This window comes from Pseudomonas putida, from assembly GCF_030159595.1.
In the GTDB taxonomy this organism is placed as follows: Bacteria; Pseudomonadota; Gammaproteobacteria; order Pseudomonadales; family Pseudomonadaceae; genus Aquipseudomonas; species Aquipseudomonas putida_AC.
The window spans coordinates 103838-121140 of sequence record NZ_BSKJ01000002.1 but is presented as its reverse complement, the minus strand read 5'-3'; the positions used below and the strand labels follow the sequence as shown (position 1 = coordinate 121140).

16 protein-coding genes are annotated in these 17303 nt (G+C 63.6%); 12 read left to right on the top strand and 4 right to left on the bottom strand.

Translation table 11 applies throughout. From position 1 onward, the window contains the following. Nucleotides 1-41 precede the first annotated feature (41 nt). Nucleotides 42-956 carry a histone deacetylase family protein gene (locus QQL85_RS04855; RefSeq protein WP_284353371.1) on the bottom strand — a complete coding sequence of 305 codons (915 nt, stop codon included), beginning with the start codon at nt 954-956 and terminating at the stop codon, nt 42-44. A gap of 38 nt (nt 957-994) precedes the next feature. Then, complete coding sequence (locus QQL85_RS04850; protein ID WP_284353372.1) at nt 995-1681, bottom strand: histidine phosphatase family protein; 687 nt, start codon at nt 1679-1681, stop codon at nt 995-997. 179 nt (nt 1682-1860) lie between these two features. On the opposite strand from QQL85_RS04850, the gene QQL85_RS04845 reads away from it, so the two are divergent. The 7 genes from QQL85_RS04845 (at nt 1861) to QQL85_RS04815 (ending at nt 8122) form a co-directional block, all read left to right on the top strand. Next, complete coding sequence (locus QQL85_RS04845) at nt 1861-2430, top strand: GNAT family N-acetyltransferase (protein ID WP_284353373.1); 570 nt, start codon at nt 1861-1863, stop codon at nt 2428-2430. A gap of 97 nt (nt 2431-2527) precedes the next feature. Beyond that, on the top strand, nt 2528-3397 hold the full coding sequence (gene tesB, locus QQL85_RS04840) for an acyl-CoA thioesterase II (RefSeq protein WP_284353374.1): 870 nt from the start codon (nt 2528-2530) through the stop codon (nt 3395-3397). Then, nucleotides 3394-3984, top strand: a complete 591-nt coding sequence (locus QQL85_RS04835) for an HAD family hydrolase (protein ID WP_284353375.1) — start codon at nt 3394-3396, stop codon at nt 3982-3984. Before tesB ends, QQL85_RS04835 begins: the two co-directional genes overlap by 4 nt. A 70-nt stretch (nt 3985-4054) precedes the next feature. Further along, complete coding sequence (locus QQL85_RS04830) at nt 4055-5065, top strand: zinc-dependent alcohol dehydrogenase family protein (RefSeq protein ID WP_284353376.1); 1011 nt, start codon at nt 4055-4057, stop codon at nt 5063-5065. 125 nt (nt 5066-5190) lie between these two features. Next, the gene (locus QQL85_RS04825) at nt 5191-6306 is read left to right on the top strand and encodes an ABC transporter substrate-binding protein (RefSeq protein ID WP_284353377.1); all 1116 of its coding nucleotides are present in this window, start codon (nt 5191-5193) and stop codon (nt 6304-6306) included. Next, complete coding sequence (locus tag QQL85_RS04820) at nt 6303-7364, top strand: FecCD family ABC transporter permease (protein ID WP_284353378.1); 1062 nt, start codon at nt 6303-6305, stop codon at nt 7362-7364. Before QQL85_RS04825 ends, QQL85_RS04820 begins: the two co-directional genes overlap by 4 nt. Further along, nucleotides 7361-8122, top strand: coding sequence for an ABC transporter ATP-binding protein (locus tag QQL85_RS04815; protein ID WP_274080257.1), 762 nt, complete (start codon nt 7361-7363; stop codon nt 8120-8122). The genes QQL85_RS04820 and QQL85_RS04815 overlap by 4 nt, the downstream gene beginning before the upstream one ends. A 62-nt stretch (nt 8123-8184) precedes the next feature. On the opposite strand, the gene QQL85_RS04810 is transcribed toward QQL85_RS04815, so the two are convergent. After that, entirely contained in the window at nt 8185-8886 is a 702-nt protein-coding gene (locus QQL85_RS04810) for a FadR/GntR family transcriptional regulator (protein WP_284353379.1), read from the bottom strand. A 261-nt stretch (nt 8887-9147) separates the two neighbouring features. On the opposite strand from QQL85_RS04810, the gene QQL85_RS04805 reads away from it, so the two are divergent. Then, on the top strand, nt 9148-10500 hold the full coding sequence (locus tag QQL85_RS04805; protein WP_284353380.1) for an MFS transporter: 1353 nt from the start codon (nt 9148-9150) through the stop codon (nt 10498-10500). Between the two features lie 19 nt (nt 10501-10519). Next, nucleotides 10520-11875 (top strand): glucarate dehydratase, encoded by a 1356-nt coding sequence (gene gudD / locus QQL85_RS04800; RefSeq protein ID WP_284353381.1) that lies wholly within the window; start codon nt 10520-10522, stop codon nt 11873-11875. 109 nt (nt 11876-11984) lie between these two features. Here gudD and QQL85_RS04795 read toward each other — a convergent pair whose 3' ends face one another. Then, a complete protein-coding gene (locus QQL85_RS04795; RefSeq protein WP_284353382.1) occupies nt 11985-12872 on the bottom strand; it encodes a LysR substrate-binding domain-containing protein in 888 nt (295 codons plus the stop codon). Nucleotides 12873-12971: 99 nt separating this feature from the next. Between QQL85_RS04795 and QQL85_RS04790 the strand changes: the two genes are divergently transcribed. The 3 genes from QQL85_RS04790 to gabP all read left to right on the top strand — a co-directional run bounded on the left by QQL85_RS04790 (nt 12972) and on the right by gabP (nt 17261). Next, nucleotides 12972-13922, top strand: a complete 951-nt coding sequence (locus QQL85_RS04790; RefSeq protein ID WP_284353383.1) for a 2-hydroxyacid dehydrogenase — start codon at nt 12972-12974, stop codon at nt 13920-13922. 114 nt (nt 13923-14036) lie between these two features. After that, on the top strand, nt 14037-15380 hold the full coding sequence (locus QQL85_RS04785) for an MFS transporter (protein ID WP_284353384.1): 1344 nt from the start codon (nt 14037-14039) through the stop codon (nt 15378-15380). Nucleotides 15381-15869: 489 nt separating this feature from the next. Beyond that, on the top strand, nt 15870-17261 hold the full coding sequence (gene gabP, locus QQL85_RS04780) for a GABA permease (RefSeq protein ID WP_284353385.1): 1392 nt from the start codon (nt 15870-15872) through the stop codon (nt 17259-17261). Nucleotides 17262-17303: the final 42 nt, after the last annotated feature.

Sequence of the window (17303 nt, the reverse complement as noted above, 5' to 3'; positions counted from 1 at the left end):
ACAGCGCGTTTCCCGCAGGTTATCCACAAGCGGTTCCACAGTCATTGTGAACAACCGATGACGCGTGCCGCGCTGTGGTGAAGGATGCCATGGCGTCTGGCCAAGGCTTCGCGGTCCTTGCTGTAGCCGCCGCCGATCACGCCCACCACCGGGATATCGCGGCCCAGGCAGTGGCGCAGCACCGCTTCGTCACGGGCGGCAACGCCGGCGTCGGTCAGTTGCAAGTAGCCCAGGGCGTCGTCTTTGTGCACATCGACGCCGGCGTCATACAACACAAGGTCGGGTTGGTAGAGGGGCAGCAGGTAATTGAGGGCGTCGTCCACCACCTTCAGGTAGGCCGCGTCACCCATGCCGCGCGGCAGGGGAATGTCCCAGTCGCTCTGTGCCTTGCGGGCCGGGAAGTTCTGCTCACAGTGCAGCGACACGGTAATGGCTTCTGGCGTGTCGTGCAGGATGCGCGCGGTGCCGTCACCCTGGTGCACATCGCAGTCGAAGATCAGCACCTGGTGTACCCGGCCAGCCTCCAGCAGGTAGCGGCTGATCACGGCCAGGTCGTTGAAAATGCAGAAGCCGGCAGGGTGGTCGTAATGGGCGTGGTGGGTGCCTCCGGCGAGGTGGCACGCGATGCCATGTTGCAGCGCCATTTCGGCGGTCAGCAGCGAGCCACCCACTGCCCGCACCGTGCGCCGGGCCAGGGCTTCGCTCCAGGGCAGGCCGAGGCGACGCTGGTCCTCGCGGGACAGTTCGCCGTGCATGTAGCGCTCGATGTAGCCACGGTCATGGGCCAGGGCGAGGATGTCGTTGGGGCAGATGTCCGGGCGCAGCAGGGCGTGGTCAGTGGTCAGCCCGCTGTCGATCAGGTGGTCGTGCAGCAGGCGGAACTTGTCCATCGGGAAGCGGTGTTCGGGGGGGAACTCCGGGCTGTAGTCTTCGTGGTAGATCAGCGGCAACGGCATGGGGTGTTCGCAATCGGGGCCAGTGCTGATCTTGCCAGTTATCGCCCTGCGCTGGCCAATACGCGTTGCCAGTCCGGTTCGTTCAGGCGCCCGAGGATACGCGCCTTGCCGTTGCCATCCACCGAGACGAACAGGGCGCTGGCATAACCACTCTCGCGCTCGCCACCGACAACGTTCTGCTGGCGGGCGAAATGATCGATGCAGCCGTTGTGGGTCACCAGTACCAGGTTATGCCCGGGCCGTTTATGGGCCAATGCTTCACTGGCGAACTGCTTGTCGCAACCTTCCAGCCAGTCTTCACTGGCCACCGCCTGGCCGAGGATGAAGTGCGCGGTTTGCCGTGTACGCAGTTTCGGGCTGCTGAGCAGGTCGGCATTGTCCAGGCCCAGCTGGTGCAGCCCTTGGCCAACGCGGCTGGCGGCCTGGCTGCCGGCCACGGTGATGCCGGTGGGGTCGTCCAGGCAGGGGCCGGGGGCGCTGTCACAGCGTTCGGCGTGGCGGATCATCACGATCACTGCGCCTTCTGCCCAGTCCTGCAGCAGGCCGCTGTCACTCAGTTGTTGCTCGTTGCCAAGGTCCACGATGTGCGTCCTCGTCGCCAGCCAAGTGGTCAACGCCGCCACGACCATGCACAGGCCAAGGGCGGCACCGAGGGCTTTGCGGGTCAGGCGTCGCTTGCGCCGGGCGTGGATGGCCGGGTGCCCCAGGGTATTGCTCGATAGCATGCGTTGCTCCATTGGCGTGGCCGCGGCTGGCGCGGCAGTGATGGCGGCATCCTGCCAAGTGGCCTGTCGGGGGGCGGTGAAGGGCGTGTGAAAATTGCATTCGGCGGTTGCCGGTTGGGTGAAACCCGCGCCCCCGCCTACGCTGTAAACTGCAACACGGCAAAACCGGAGCAGGCCCGATGACCCCCATTCTTGAACTGGAAAGTGCACGGCTGGTGCTGCGCCAATGGCACGACGACGACTTGCGCGAGTTCGCCGCGCTGTGCGCCGACCCGCAGGTGATGCGCTACTTCCCGGCGCCGTTGACGCGCCTTGAGGCTGCCGCATTGATCGGCCGCGTGCGCGGGCACTTCAATGAGTTCGGATTTGGTTTATGGGCGCTGGAGCGCAAGGACAGCGGCGCGTTCATCGGCATGACCGGGTTGCTCAACGTCAACTTCGATGCGCCTTTCGCCCCGGCAGTGGAGATCGGCTGGCGCCTGGCGCGGCGGCACTGGGGCCTGGGCTTTGCCAGCGAAGCAGCCTGGACCTGCCTGCGTTGTGCTTTCGCCCAATTGCGCCTGGAGGAGGTGGTGTCGTTCACTAGCGAGAGTAACCTGCCTTCGCAAAAGGTCATGCAGGCCATTGGCATGCAGCAGGACCTGCGCGGTAGCTTCGAACACCCCCGCCTGGCCGTTGGCCACCCGCTGCGCCCTCATGTGCTGTACCGCATCGACCGGGCACACTGGGAAAAGACCCTGCGTGCCTGAATGCACGGCCATGCCCGGCGCGAATGACAAACCCTGTATCATTTGCCCTTATTAAAGAGTGCTGTAGAGACGTGTTGCCTTGCGAGGAGAACCCCCAATGAGTCATGTGTTGGACGACCTGGTCGACCTGTTGAGCCTCGAAGCCATCGAGGAGAACCTGTTCCGTGGACGTAGCCAGGACCTGGGCTTCCGCCAGCTGTACGGTGGGCAAGTGCTGGGCCAGTCCTTGTCGGCGGCCAGCCAGACGGTCGAAGACGCTCGCCATGTGCATTCGTTGCACGGCTACTTCCTGCGCCCCGGCGATGCCAGCCTGCCGGTGGTCTATTCGGTGGACCGCGTGCGCGATGGCGGCAGCTTCAGCACCCGTCGGGTGACGGCGATCCAGAAGGGCCAGACCATCTTCACCTGCAGCGCGTCATTCCAGTACGACGAGGAAGGTTTCGAGCACCAGGCGCAGATGCCTGACGTGGTCGGCCCGGACAACCTGCCCACCGAGGTGGAGCTGGCCAGCGCCATGGCCGACCAGTTGCCCGAGCGTATTCGCGACAAGGTGCTGTGCGCCAAGCCGATCGAGATTCGCCCAGTGACCGAGCGCGACCCGTTCAACCCCAAGCCTGGCGACCCGGTGAAGTACGCCTGGTTCCGCGCCGACGGCAACCTGCCCGACGTGCCCGCCCTGCACAAGTACATGCTGGCCTACGCCTCGGACTTCGGCCTGCTGACCACGTCGCTGCTACCGCATGGTAAATCGGTGTGGCAGCGCGACATGCAGATCGCCAGCCTCGACCATTCGTTGTGGTTCCATGGCAACCTGCGCGCTGACGAGTGGTTGCTGTACGCCACCGACAGCCCGTGGGCCGGTAATTCCCGCGGTTTCTGCCGTGGCAGCATCTTCAACCAGGCCGGGCAACTGGTGGCATCGTCGAGTCAGGAAGGCCTGATTCGCCATCGTAAGGACTGGGCATGAGCCTGGGCGAGGTGCGCAACTGGGTGTTCGACATGGACGGCACCCTGACCGTGGCCGTGCATGATTTCGCCGCCATTCGCGTGGCGCTGGACATCCCGGTCGAGCACGACATCCTCACCCACCTGGCGGCCTTGCCGGCAGACGAAGCGGCGGCCAAGCATGCCTGGTTGCTGGAGCATGAGCGCGACCTGGCGCTTGCTTCCACGGCGGCCACCGGGGCGGTGGAGCTGGTGCGTGAGCTGGCTGAGCGTGGTTGCCGGCTGGGTATTCTCACCCGCAATGCGCGTGAGCTGGCGCATGTGACGCTGGAGGCGATCGGCCTGGCGGACTGCTTCCCGGTGGAGCACATTCTGGGGCGTGACGAAGCGGCGCCCAAGCCGAGCCCGGATGGGCTGCTGAAGATTGCCAGCGCCTGGGGCGTGACACCGAGCGAGCTGGTGATGGTGGGGGATTACCGGTTTGACCTGGACTGTGGGCGAGCGGCAGGGGCACGGACGGTGCTGGTGAACCTGCCGGATAATCCGTGGCCGGAGCTGGTGGATTGGCATGCGGCCGATTGCCGGGCATTGAAGGTGATGCTGGGCTGATTCTTGTGCTGCATGTTCAGGCCCTATCTATGCTGAACTCCACTCTTTCCCCTGATACGGAGACCCACCCATGACCAGCAAGGCCATTTTTGTTCAGCCCGGCGGCGGCTACGACAAGGTCGAGGTCGGCACCCGCGAGGCTGCCGCGCCCCAGGCCGGCGAGATCACCGTGCAGCTGCATGCCAGCTCCCTCAACTACCACGACTTCGCCGTGGTCAGCGGCATGTGGGGCCCGAGCGAGCGGCGTATCCCTATGGCCGACGGCGCGGGCGAAGTGGTCGCGGTGGGGGCGGGCGTCACTGAGTTTCAGGTCGGCGACAACGTGGTCAGCACCTTCTTCCCCGACTGGCTCGACGGCCAGGCCAATGTCGAAGGTTTTGCCAAGGTGCCGGGCGACGGCATCGATGGTTATGCCCGTGAGCAGGTCACTGCCCGTGCCACCGCGTTCACCCTGGCGCCCAAGGGCTTCAGCCATGCCGAAGCGGCTACCCTGACCACCGCTGGCCTCACCGCCTGGCGTGCCCTGATGAGCGATGACCACCTCAAACCAGGTGACACGGTGCTGGTGCAGGGCACCGGCGGCGTGTCGATCTTCGCCCTGCAGTTCGCCAAGCTGGCCGGCGCCACGGTGATCGCCACCTCGTCCAGCGACGCCAAGCTGGAGCGCCTGAAGGCCCTGGGCGCCGATCACCTGATCAACTACAAGAGCACCCCCGCCTGGGGTGAGAAAGTGCGCGAGCTGACCGGCAATCGCGGCGTCGACCATGTGATCGAAGTCGGCGGCCCGGCGACGTTGGAGCAGTCGATGATTGCTGCGCGCATCGGTGGGCATGTATCGCTGATCGGTATCCTCACCGGCGTGGCTGGCCAGCTGCCGCTGGTGCAGGCGCTGGTGCGGCAAATTCGTCTGCAAGGTGTGCTGGTGGGCAGCCGTGCGCAGCAACAGGCGATGGTGCGGGCGATCGATGCCAACGGCCTGCGGCCCGTGGTGGACAAGCACTTTGAACTGGAGCAGATCGTCGAGGCGTTCCGTTACCAGGAGAGCAACCGGCATTTCGGCAAGATCTGCCTGACCTGGTGAGGTGAGCCGGCCGGATGTAACGGCCACTCTACAAGCCAATACATTCGCGCACATCGGCGGCACAGGGCGGCTGGCTAGAATGCCTCGCTCTGTTGCGATTGATTCTCTTCAAGAGGATGCCCCCGATGTGTTTGCTCCCCCGTTCCTGGCAGCGAGTGTTGCCTACCCTGTTGCTGTTGGCGACCTGCCTCGGCTTTACCCAACCTGCCAGTGCCGTGCAAGTGACTGACGTGCTGGGGCGCAAGGTTGAAGTCGACCACGCGCCTCAGCGCATCGTACTGGGCGAAGGGCGGCTGTTCTTTGCCCTGGCCTTGCTCGACCGTGAAAACCCGTTCCAGCGGGTGGTCGGCTGGCAGAACGATATGCGCCTGCTCGACCCGCACACCTATGAGGTGTACGCGCAAAAGTACCCGCAAATTACCCGCCTGCCGCTGATCGGCCAGGCCTCCGAGCAGAGCGTAAGCGCCGAGCAGATTCTGGCGCTCAAGCCCGACTTGGCAATCTTCAGCATTGCCGGCGAAGGCCCGACCCAGCACAGCCAGGTGGCCGACTTGCTGGAGAAGGCGGGTGTGCCGGTGCTGTTCATCGACTTCCGCGTGCACCCGATCCGCAATACCCGGGTGAGCATGGAGGCACTGGGTACTTTGCTTGGGCGTGAACAGCAGGCGCAGGAATACCTGAACCTGTACGACCGCCACCTGAAGCGGGTAACCGACGGCGTGGCCGGGATCAAGGACAGTGAGCGGCCCAAGGTGTTTCTCGAACTGTTGGCCGGCGTATGGCAGGCGCCAGGGCATACCACTGGCAAGAGCGGCCTGGGAAGCGTGGTCGAGGCCGTAGGTGGGCATAACATTGGTGCCGATGTGGTGCCGGGGGCGTTGGGTGATGTCAGTGTCGAATATGTGCTGCAAGCCGACCCGGATGTGTACATCGCCACCGGCAACCGCGCACCGGGGGTGCTGTTGGGTGCCGGAGTATCCGCCGAGACTGCACGGCAAAGCCTGGCGAAAATCACCGCACGCCCCGAATTCGCTCCGCTGCGGCCGATACAGGCTGGACAGGCGCATGGCTTGTGGCATGACTTCTACAACTCGCCATTCAACATCCTGGCAGTCGAAGCCATGGCGCGCTGGGTGCACCCGGCGCGCTTCAAGGATGTAGACCCGCAGGCGACCATGGGCGAAATCAACCGGATGCTCAAGGTGGGGCTGGACGGCCACTACTGGATCGACGCCCAGTGACCGCACAGGCTTTGCCAGGTGCTGCGCAGGCCGCGTGGCACTACCGACGGTTGCTATGGCGGCGCACCTGGCTGGTGGCGGGGCTGGCGCTGCTAGTGCTGTTGTCAGTATTGGGTGACCTGGCCAGCGGCGCCTCTGGCATGAGCCTGGGGCGGCTGCTGCAAGGGATTTTCGATCCGCAAACGCTCAGCGCCACCGAACGGGTGATCATCTGGAACGTGCGCCTGCCGTACACGCTGATGGCCGTGCTGGTGGGTGCGGCACTGTCGCTGGCGGGCGCCGAGATGCAGGCGATCCTTGATAACCCGTTGGCCAGCCCGTTTACCTTGGGCGTGTCGTCGTCTGCAGCGCTGGGCGCATCATTGGCGATTGCTTACCCGCTGGGCATCGCCTGGCTGGCACCCAGTGCGCAGGTGACGGTGATGGCGTTCGTTTTCGCCTGCCTGTCGGTGGTGCTGCTGCAGGCCATGTCGCGCTTGCGCGGCGCCGGGGTAGAAAGCCTCGTGCTGTTCGGCATTGCCTTGGTGTTCAGCTGCAACGCGCTGGTTTCGTTGTTGCAACTATTGGCCACCGAGGACGTGCTGCAGCAACTGGTGTTCTGGACATTGGGCAGCCTGGCGCGCGCCGACTGGCAGAAGCTCGGCATCCTGGCGCTGGTGCTGGCGCTGTCGCTGCCGTTCTCGCTACGGGCGGCACCGGCCATGACCTTGCTGCGCATGGGGGAGGACAGGGCACGCAGCTTTGGCGTGGATACCCGGCGCCTGCGTCTTGCTTCGCTGCTGCGTATCAGCCTGTTGTCGGCAACGGCGGTGGCGTTCGTTGGCACCATCGGTTTCGTTGGCCTGGTCGGGCCGCATATCGCCCGTCTGCTGGTGGGTGAAGACCAGCGTTTCCTGCTGCCGGCCAGTGCGCTGGTGGGGGCGTTGATGCTGTCGCTGTCGTCGATTGCCAGCAAGGTGATCTTGCCTGGGGTGATCGTGCCGGTTGGCATCGTCACTGCGTTGGTGGGTGTGCCGGTGTTCGTGGTGTTGGTGTTCCGCCGGGGGAGAAGGTTGTGAGCCTGTTGATCGAGGGTGTTTCGGTGGCATACGGCGCCCGGCAGATCCTGCATGGGGTGAGCCTGCCGGCATTGCCGGCGGGTAGTCTTGTGGCGCTGGTCGGGCCCAATGGCGCGGGCAAGTCCACGCTGCTACGCGCCCTGGCGGGGCTGGAACGGATGCGCGGCGGGCTGAGCCTGGATGGGCAGGACGTGACGCGGCTGGGCTTTGCCGAGCGCTCGCGGCGCTTGGCCTACATGCCTCAGCAATTGCCACCTGGCATTGCCTTGGGCGTGCTGGAAAGCATTGTCGCGGCCTTGCGCGTGAGCGGTAGCGACGACCTGCTGGGCAGCGCCTATGAGGCGTTGCGTCAGTTGGGCATCGAGGGCCTGGCCGAGCGCTCGCTGGACAGCCTGTCTGGCGGGCAGCGGCAGTTGGTGGCGCTGGCGCAATTGATGGCGCGCAACCCACAGGTGCTGTTGCTGGACGAGCCGACCAGTGCGCTGGACCTGCATTACCAGTTGCGGGTGATGGGCGCGGTGCGCGAGCGGGTACAGGCGCACCGGTTGCTGGCGGTGGCGGTGCTGCATGACATCAACCTGGCGGCCAGCCATGCCGATTGGCTTGTGGTGTTGCGTGAGGGCAGGGTGGTGGCCTGTGGGGCGCCTGGGGACGTGCTGCAGCCGGGGTTGCTGGCTGAGGTGTATGGCGTTGAGGCGCGGGTGGAGTGTTGCTCGCAGGGGCGTTTGCAGGTGTTGGTGGACCGGGCGTTGGCCTGATTTTTTGTTGGTACACGTTTCCTGGTGGGAGCGCATCAGGACGGATGGCAGTGCACTTCCTGTCAATCCGGCAACAGGCGATCACGGCTGTTGGACAGATGCAGGCAAATAGCCGCCCGCGCGGCATCCGGGTCTTGTCGGCGGATGGCATTGAGCACCGCCTCATGTTCAAGATTGGCCAGGTAGGCCTGACGCGCAAGCTTCGCCCCGCCACGTTCGGCCAGGGCCATGCGGTTGCGCGGGATCAGGCTGTTGCCCAGTTGCAGCAGCATCTCGGTGAAATACAGGTTGCCGGTGGCTTCGGCAATCAGCAGGTGGAAGCGCCGGTCTGCTTCGATGCAGCTGTCACCGGCGGCCGCCAGGTCCTGGTAGTCATCCAGTGCCTGGCGCATCCGTGCCAGGTGCCCCTCATCACGGCGCAACGCGGCCAGGGCAGCAGCTTGGCCTTCCAGTCCAATGCGCAGCTCCAGCAGGTCGCGCACATTGGCTGCGCTTTCCGCACCTATACGCAGCCCAGCCTGGGCCTGGCGCTCCATCACGAAAGTACCAATACCGTGGCGCGGCGCCACCAGCCCGGAGGCCTGCAACTTGGACAAGGCTTCGCGGACCACCGTGCGGCTGACCCCATGCTCGCGCACCAGGGTGTTTTCCGAGGGTAACTTGTCCCCAGGCCTGAAGGTGCCCAGCAAAATCTGTTGAGTCAGGCTGGAGACCAGGTCATGAGCGCGGCTATGACCGCGTTTGCGCGCGTGTTCGGGGTCCATGGTGTGATCCATTTCGTGTTGTGCTTGTACGACAAGTTAAACCATAAAAATATTCTTTGCGGATTTTTCCTGTGTTCAAGGCAACGCGTAGCTTGTCTGTTTTTGCAAGATCGCAGCATTTTGGCATTATGACAGCTTGTATTTTGCGCTTTTGCCGACATTGGTGATCTTGTCGTACAACCCTGTCAGGCATATGCTCATCCCCACTGCCATGTCAGACAACCAAGACCCGCACAAAAACAATTAGTGGGAGATCCGCAAGTGAACGACACCCTCGCTCCGTCTGCCCGGACTGAAGGCGACGCGTTGGCCAGTGCCGTGGCCAAGGTCAAGCGCCACGTCCTGCCGCTGTTCGTCATCATGTTCATCGTCAACTACCTCGACCGCGTCAATATCGGTTTCATCCGCCCGCACCTGGAAAGCGATCTGGGCATCAGCGCCGCGGCCTATGGCTTTGGTGCCGGCTTGTTCTTCATTGGCTACGCATTGTTCGAAGTGCCTTCGAACATGTTGCTGCAGAAGGTGGGGGCACGGCTTTGGCTGACCCGCATCATGTTCACCTGGGGGCTGGTGGCCACGGCCATGGCCTTTGTGCAGAACGAAACCCAGTTCTATGTGCTGCGCTTTCTGCTGGGTGTTGCCGAAGCGGGTTTCTTCCCTGGTGTGATCTACTACTTCACCCGCTGGCTGCCAGGTGCCGAGCGCGGCAAGGCGATTGCCATCTTCCTCAGCGGCTCGGCGCTGGCTTCGCTGATTTCCGGGCCGCTGGCCGGAGCATTGATGCAGATCCAGGGCCTGGGTATGCATGGCTGGCAGTGGATGCTGTTCATCGAAGGCATGGCCTCGGTCGCATTGTGCTTCTTCGTGTTTTTCTGGCTGGATTCCAAACCGCAGGATGCCAAGTGGTTGAGCCAGGCCGAGCAGGACGCGCTGGTGTCTACCATCGACCGCGAACAGCGTGAGCGTGAAGCCGTTGGCGCGGTCAAGACGTCGGCCTGGAGCCTGCTCAAGGATCGCCAGATCGTGCTGTTCTGTGTGATCTACTTCTGCATCCAGCTGACCATCTACGCTGCCACCTTCTGGCTGCCGAGCATCATCAAGCGCATGGGCGACCTCAGCGACCTGCAGGTCGGCTTCTTCAACTCGATCCCGTGGCTGATCTCGATCCTGGCCATGTATGCCTTCGCGGCAGGCTCTGCGCGCTGGAAGTTCCAGCAGGCGTGGGTGGCTGGGGCGCTGGTGGTCGCCGCCATCGGGATGTTCATGTCCACCACCGGCGGGCCAGTATTTGCCTTTGTCGCCGTGTGCTTCGCGGCCATCGGTTTCAAATCGGCATCGTCACTGTTCTGGCCGATTCCGCAGGGTTATCTGGATGCCCGCATCGCGGCGGCCGTGATCGCCCTGATCAACTCGGTCGGCAACCTCGGTGGCTTCGTCGCCCCTACCACCTTCGGCCTGCTGGAGCAGCAGACCGGGTCGATCCAGGGGGGGCTGTATGGCCTGGCCGTGACCTCGGTGCTGGCAGCCATTGCCATCTTCTTCGTACGCACTCGCCCAAAGGGCGCCCCTACTGACGACCTCAAGGCCCGTTCGGCCCTGGGCCAGACCCATTGATGACTGCGAGACAACAACCATGAATATGCAGACCAATCCCGCCGTTCACACCAGCACCCCAGTCGTCACCGACTTGCGCGTGATCCCCGTGGCTGGCCACGACAGCATGCTGCTCAACCTCAGTGGCGCCCATGGCCCGTTCTTCACCCGCAACGTGGTGGTGCTGCGCGACAGCGCTGGCAACACCGGGCTGGGTGAGGTGCCGGGTGGGGAAAAGATTCGCCAGACCCTCGAAGACGCCCGCAGCCTGGTGGTCGGCCAGCCGATCGGCCATTACCAGCGCGTGCTCAATGCCATGCGTCAGACCTTCGCCAATCGCGACGCGGCGGGTCGCGGCCTGCAGACGTTCGACCTGCGCATTACCGTGCATGCGGTAACGGCCATCGAGTCGGCGCTGCTCGACCTGCTCGGCCAGCACCTCAACGTGCCCATGGCGGCCTTGCTGGGTGAAGGGCAGCAACGCGATGCAGTGAAAATGCTGGGTTACCTGTTCTATATCGGCGACCGCCAGCAGACCGACCTGGCCTACCGCAACGAGGCCGATGCCGATGACGACTGGTTCCGCGTGCGCCACGAAAAGGCCCTGACCCCGGAAGCGGTGGTGCGCCTGGCCGAAGCCGCCAAGCAGCGTTATGGCTTCAGCGACTTCAAGCTCAAGGGCGGCGTGTTGCGCGGCGAAGAGGAGATGGAGGCGGTAACGGCCTTGGCCGAGCGCTTCCCCGAAGCGCGCATCACCCTCGACCCGAACGGTGCCTGGTCGTTGAAGGAAGCCATTGCCCTGTGCCGCGACAAGCACGATGTGCTGGCCTACGCCGAAGACCCGTGTGGTGCTGAAAACGGTTACTCGGGCCGTGAGGTGATGGCCGAGTTCCGCCGCGCTACCGGCTTGCCGACCGCCACCAACATGATCGCCACCGACTGGCGGCAGATGGGCCATGCAATCCAGTTGCAGTCGGTAGACATCCCGCTGGCCGACCCGCACTTCTGGACCTTGCAGGGTTCGGTACGGGTGGCGCAGATGTGCAATGACTGGGGGCTGACCTGGGGTTCACATTCCAACAACCACTTCGACATTTCGCTGGCGATGTTCACTCAGGTGGCGGCTGCGGCACCGGGTGAGATCACGGCGATCGACACCCACTGGATCTGGCAGGACGGGCAGCGCCTGACCCGCGAGCCGCTGCGCATTGTCGACGGGCATGTGCGGGTACCGGCACGGCCCGGGCTGGGGGTGGAGCTGGATGAGGACCAACTGGCCAAGGCGCATGAGTGCTACCGCAACATGGGCCTGGGCGCGCGGGATGACAGCGTGGCGATGCAGTTCCTGATTCCGGGGTGGAGCTTCGACAACAAGCGGCCTTGCCTGGTGCGTTAAAGCTGCCGGCCTCTTCGCGGGCAAGCCCGCTCCCACAGGATTGATGCAGGCCTGAGGCCTAGCGCAGTACCTGTGGGAGCGGGCTTGCCCGCGAAGAGGCCATCACCTTTTATCCTGCTTCAAAGAAGGCCCGCGCCATCTCTACAAATGCCCCCAGCACCGGGTTGGGATTGTCTCGGCAATACGCCAGGAAAATCTCCGCCTGCTGCTCCATCCCCACCAGCGGCCTGAACACCACCTGCTCCAGGCGCAGCGCCTGCGCCGAAGCCGGGACCACCGCACACCCCAGCCCGACATTGACCAGGCCCAGAATCGAATGGGTCTGCCCCAGCTGATGCAGGTACCTCGGCTGCACTTCATGCCGTGCAAACAGGTTGGCGATGCGGTCATGGAAGTAGCGCCCTTCGTTGGCGCTGTACATCACGAACGGCTGTCCATCGAAGTCGCTCGGCCTGATCCGCTCGCGCGATGCCAGTGCATGCCCGGCTGGCAGGGCGGCGACGAAGGGTTCATGGTGAATCGGCAGGTACTCCACGCGCGCACTGGGCAGCACCTGGCGCACCAGACCGACATCGATCAGGCCGGCTTCCAGGTCATGCACCTGGGTACTGGAAACCCGCTCGCTGAGTACCAGTTCGATATCCGGCAGCGTCTGTCCGGCATGCACCAGCAAGCGCGGGATCATGCTGTAGGCCCCCACCGCCGTGAAGCCCAGGGTCAGCCGGCCTGCTTCGCCATGGGCGATGCGCCGTGCCGAGTGGCTGGCCGAGTCGGCGATTTGCAGGATGCGCCGGGCGTCTTCAAGGAAGCTCTGGCCTGCCAGGGTCAGCCGCGCCTGGCGGTTGTTACGCTCAAGCAGCAGTACACCCAAGGAATGTTCGAGCAGTTGTATCTGACGGCTCAAGGGCGGTTGGGTCATGTGCAGGCGGGTGGCGGCGCGGCCGAAATGCAGCTCTTCGGCAACGGCCACGAAGCAGCGCAACTGGTGCAGCTCCATGATTCAATTCCTGAATTATTCGATCCAGTATCTATATTAGACCTGTATCAATTGGGGGCCTAGCATCGAGTCATGTCCTTGAACTGCCGGATGCTCAACATGAACGAAAACGCCATCGAAGTGCTGCTGACCCAGCCAGTCCCCGAGGCCATCGATGCCCAGCTGGTCAGCGCTTATCAGGTGCATCGACTGTATCAACAGCGTGACCCGCAACAGCTGATCAACGACGTTGGCCCACGTATTCGCGGTGTGGTCACTGGCGGTGCCAAAGGGCTGTCCAATGCGCTGATGGATCAGCTGCCCGCGCTGGAGATCATCGCCATCAGCGGCATCGGCACCGACGCCGTGGACCTTCGCCATGCAGCCAGCCGCAGCATCCATGTCACCACAACGCCAGGTGTGCTCACCGCCGATGTGGCTGACCTGGCGATGGGCCTGGTCATCAACACCTTGCGCCGTTTGGGCGAGGGCGAACGGCTGGTGCGCGATGGCTTGTGGGGCAAGGTCGACCTGCCGCTGGCGCGGCGGGTCAGTGGTATCGAGCTGGGCATTGTCGGGCTTGGCCAGGTGGGCAAGGCGATCGCCCGGCGTGCGGCGGCATTTGACATGTGCATTGCTTACAACGGGCGGCGTGAACAGCCGGAAACGGGCTACCGCTATGAAGCTGACCTGGTCGAGTTGGCGCGGTCGGTAGACGTGCTGGTGATCGCCGCTGCCGCCGATGGTGGGCAGGTGTTGGTAACGGCCGAGGTGCTGGAGGCACTGGGGCCGAATGGCTACCTGATCAACGTGGCGCGCGGCAAGTTGGTGGATGAAGACGCGCTGGTCGAGGCGTTGCGCGAGCAGCGTATCGCCGGTGCCGGGCTGGACGTGTTCGTCGATGAGCCGCATGTGCCGCCGGCCTTGTGGGACCTGAACCAGGTCAGCCTGCAGCCGCACCGGGGCAGCGCCACGTTGCAGACGCGGCTGGAGATGGGGCGCATGGTTTTGCGCAACCTCGAAGCCTGTTTTCAGGGTGAGTTACCGCCGAATCGTGTGGTTGACCGCTAGGGCCCTTTCGCGGGTTCACCCGCGAAGAGGCCGGTACAAGCAACACAAAGGCCCAAGGGCCACACCTTCTCTTCACAAGAACAATCGCTTCCATCGAGAAGCAAGAGGGTCCACATGAACAGCAAATCCGCCGTCGCCGCACCGCAGGCCGTGGCCGGGATCGGTCGCCATCGCTTCCTGGTCCTGGCGCTGATCTTCGTCATCACCGTTATCAACTACGCCGACCGCGCTACCCTGTCGATCACCGGCACGGAGGTGCTCAAGGACCTCGGCCTGGACCCCGTCATGCTGGGCATGATCTTCTCCGCTTTTGCCTGGGCCTACGCCTTGGGCCAGGTGCCCGGCGGTTGGCTGCTCGACCGCTTCGGTGCCCGCCGCGTGTACGGCATCAGCCTGATCCTCTGGTCGCTGTTCACGCTGTTGCAAGGGACTGTAGGCTGGATGGGCCTGGCCGGTGTGTCCGCTGCGGTGGCGCTGTTTTCCATGCGCTTCATGCTGGGCCTGGTGGAGTCGCCTGCGTTCCCGGCCAACTCACGCATCGTCAGTTGCTGGTTCCCCACCCGTGAGCGTGGTACCGCTTCGGCCCTGTTCAACTCGGCGCAGTATATGGCCGTGGTGGTGTTCGCCCCGCTGATGGCGTGGATGACCCATACGCTGAGTTGGGAGCAGGTGTTCATCTGGATGGGTGTGTTGGGGCTGGTACTGAGCGTGGTGTGGTTCCGCCTGTATCACGAGCCGCACAGTGCGCCAGGCTTGAGCCGCGAAGAGCTGGAATACATGCGTGAAGGCGGTGCGCTGGTCGATCTGGAAAAAGAACGCAAGGCGACCCAAAGCAAACCGACCCGTGCCGAAGTGATGCAACTGTTCACCAGCCGCAACCTGTGGGCGGTGTACCTGGGCCAGTACTGCATCACGGCGCTGACCTACTTCTTCATCACCTGGTTCCCGATCTACCTGATCAAGGGCCGTGGCATGACCATCATGGAGGCTGGCTGGGTGGCCGCGTTGCCCGCCATCTGTGGCTTCACGGGTGGCATCCTCGGCGGGTTCGTCTCCGATTGGCTGATCCGCCGTGGTGTGCATCCGTCCAGGGCGCGCAAGACCCCGTTCATCATCGGCATGGCGCTGTCCACCAGCCTGGTGCTGGCCAACTACATGGACAGCAACGCGGCGGTGATTGCCATGATGACCCTGGCCTTCTTCGGCAAGGGCCTGGCAGCGGTGGGGTGGGCGGTGCTGTCGGATGTAGCGCCGAAGAAGATGGTCGGCCTGTGCGGCGGTGTGTTCAATGGCATTGGCAACGTCGCCGGTATCGTCACCCCGCTGGTGATCGGCTATGTGGTGGCCAGCACCGGCTCGTTCCATAACGCACTCTGGTTCGTGGCCGCCCATGGCGTGCTGGGGATCCTCGCTTACCTGTTGCTGGCCCGACGCTTCGAGCGCACCGGGCAGGCGTAGGCAGACGCCTTGGCAACAGAGGCCCCGGGAGACCGGGGCTTTTTTGTATCTGGGCCAAGAGGTTTTTTGCCTGTGCGGGCCTCTTCGCGGGTAAACCCGCTCCCACAGGTTCACCACAGGCTTGCAGATTGTGCGGTCCCTGTGGGAGCGGGTTTACCCGCGAAGAGGCCAGTACAGGCGATACACATCCGAATGAAAAACAAAAGCTTCAGACGGCCCGATGGCGCGATCGGGCATGCCATTCGCGACATCTGGCGTTAATGGAATTGCCCTGTCGTGATCGAACAGTTCCGGGGCGTTCTCGTGTAATTTCCCACAGCCTTACGGGGCTTAAATGAAGCCCGAACCGCAATGACACCTTGCTCTGTGATGCGTGCCAAAGATCAACAACAGCGCGCGAGCAACCTGTCGACTTATTGATTTGAAAGGAGATATTTTCGCCTACGCCTGCCCGTCCATCCTTGTGTCAGCAAAAAGAGAACAACATCAATGAACACCGTGGGATCTGATGGCAACCTTGCACAAGGTTTCAAGCCTCGTCATGTAACGATGCTGTCCATCGCCGGCATTATCGGCGCCGGACTCTTCGTAGGTTCTGGTCATGCCATCGCGGCGGCCGGGCCAGCTACCATAGTTTCTTATTTCGTGGCCGGAACCCTGGTGGTGCTGGTCATGCGCATGCTCGGCGAAATGGCCGTGGCACACCCTGACACCGGATCGTTTTCCACCTATGCCGACCAGGCCATCGGCCGTTGGGCCGGCTACACCATCGGCTGGTTGTACTGGTGGTTCTGGGTGTTGGTAATCCCAATCGAAGCGCTGGCTGCCGGGCATGTGCTGAACGCCTGGTTCCCACAGGTGGACAGCTGGATCTTCGCCCTGGCCTCGGTGCTGCTGCTGGCCTGCACCAACCTGTTCAGCGTGGCCAAGTACGGTGAGTTCGAGTTCTGGTTCGCCATCCTCAAGGTGACAGCCATTCTGGGTTTCATCGGCCTGGGCTTTGCCGCGCTGATGGGCTGGTTGCCCAACCGCGAGGTCAGCGGCCTGAGCAGCCTGATGGCCGAGCACGGCGGCTTTGCGCCGAAGGGCTGGTCGGCAGTGGTGGGCGCGTTCATCACCGTGATGTTCAGCTTCATCGGCACCGAGGCGGTGACTATCGCCGCTTCCGAGTCCAGCGACCCGTCGCGCAACATCGCCAAAGCCACCCGCTCGGTGATCTGGCGTATCAGCACCTTCTACATCCTGTCGATCTTCGTGATCATCTCGGTGGTGCCGTGGAACGATCCGCAACTGGCCGTGGTGGGCTCGTACCAGCGTGCGCTGGAAATCATGAACATCCCCAACGCAGCGTTCATGGTCGACCTAGTGGTGCTGGTGGCCGTGACCAGCTGCATGAACTCGTCGATCTACATTGCTTCGCGGATGATGTATTCGCTGGCCAAGCGCGGTGACGCCCCGGCCTTCCTCAACAAGACCTCCAAGGTTGGCGTACCGCGCGCTGCAGTGTTTGGCAGCACCCTGATCGGCGCGGCCATCGCCATCCTCAACTACTTCGCGCCGAAGGGCGTGTTCGAGTTCCTGCTGGCCAGCTCTGGCGCCATTGCCCTGCTGGTGTACATGGTCATCGCCATTTCGCAGCTGCGCATGCGCCGCCGCCTGGAGCGGGAGAACACCGAGCTGAAGTTCCGTATGTGGCTGTTCCCGTACCTGACCTGGGCGGTGATCATCTTCATCGCCGGGGCGCTGGCGGTGATGATGTACACGCCCGAGCACCGGGCGGAAGTGAGTTCGACATTGGGCCTGGCGATCGTGATTTCCTTCCTGGGGATCGTGACTTCGCGCGGCCATGCGCAACCGGTGGGGGCGCGTTCGATGGGGTGATTGAGTTCACCTGGCGGTAGGGCAAAGGGCACCAGTGGATGG

What these genes read in the sequence shown, in the direction of transcription:
- QQL85_RS04855 (WP_284353371.1), bottom strand. Translation starts at nt 956, where the DNA reads ATGCCGTTGCCGCTGATCTACCACGAAGACTACAGCCCGGAGTTCCCC.
- QQL85_RS04850 (WP_284353372.1), bottom strand. Translation starts at nt 1,681, where the DNA reads ATGCTATCGAGCAATACCCTGGGGCACCCGGCCATCCACGCCCGGCGC.
- QQL85_RS04845 (WP_284353373.1), top strand. Translation starts at nt 1,861, where the DNA reads ATGACCCCCATTCTTGAACTGGAAAGTGCACGGCTGGTGCTGCGCCAA.
- tesB (WP_284353374.1), top strand. Translation starts at nt 2,528, where the DNA reads ATGAGTCATGTGTTGGACGACCTGGTCGACCTGTTGAGCCTCGAAGCC.
- QQL85_RS04835 (WP_284353375.1), top strand. Translation starts at nt 3,394, where the DNA reads ATGAGCCTGGGCGAGGTGCGCAACTGGGTGTTCGACATGGACGGCACC.
- QQL85_RS04830 (WP_284353376.1), top strand. Translation starts at nt 4,055, where the DNA reads ATGACCAGCAAGGCCATTTTTGTTCAGCCCGGCGGCGGCTACGACAAG.
- QQL85_RS04825 (WP_284353377.1), top strand. Translation starts at nt 5,191, where the DNA reads ATGTGTTTGCTCCCCCGTTCCTGGCAGCGAGTGTTGCCTACCCTGTTG.
- QQL85_RS04810 (WP_284353379.1), bottom strand. Translation starts at nt 8,886, where the DNA reads ATGGACCCCGAACACGCGCGCAAACGCGGTCATAGCCGCGCTCATGAC.
- gudD (WP_284353381.1), top strand. Translation starts at nt 10,520, where the DNA reads ATGAATATGCAGACCAATCCCGCCGTTCACACCAGCACCCCAGTCGTC.
- QQL85_RS04795 (WP_284353382.1), bottom strand. Translation starts at nt 12,872, where the DNA reads ATGGAGCTGCACCAGTTGCGCTGCTTCGTGGCCGTTGCCGAAGAGCTG.
- QQL85_RS04790 (WP_284353383.1), top strand. Translation starts at nt 12,972, where the DNA reads ATGAACGAAAACGCCATCGAAGTGCTGCTGACCCAGCCAGTCCCCGAG.
- QQL85_RS04785 (WP_284353384.1), top strand. Translation starts at nt 14,037, where the DNA reads ATGAACAGCAAATCCGCCGTCGCCGCACCGCAGGCCGTGGCCGGGATC.
- gabP (WP_284353385.1), top strand. Translation starts at nt 15,870, where the DNA reads ATGAACACCGTGGGATCTGATGGCAACCTTGCACAAGGTTTCAAGCCT.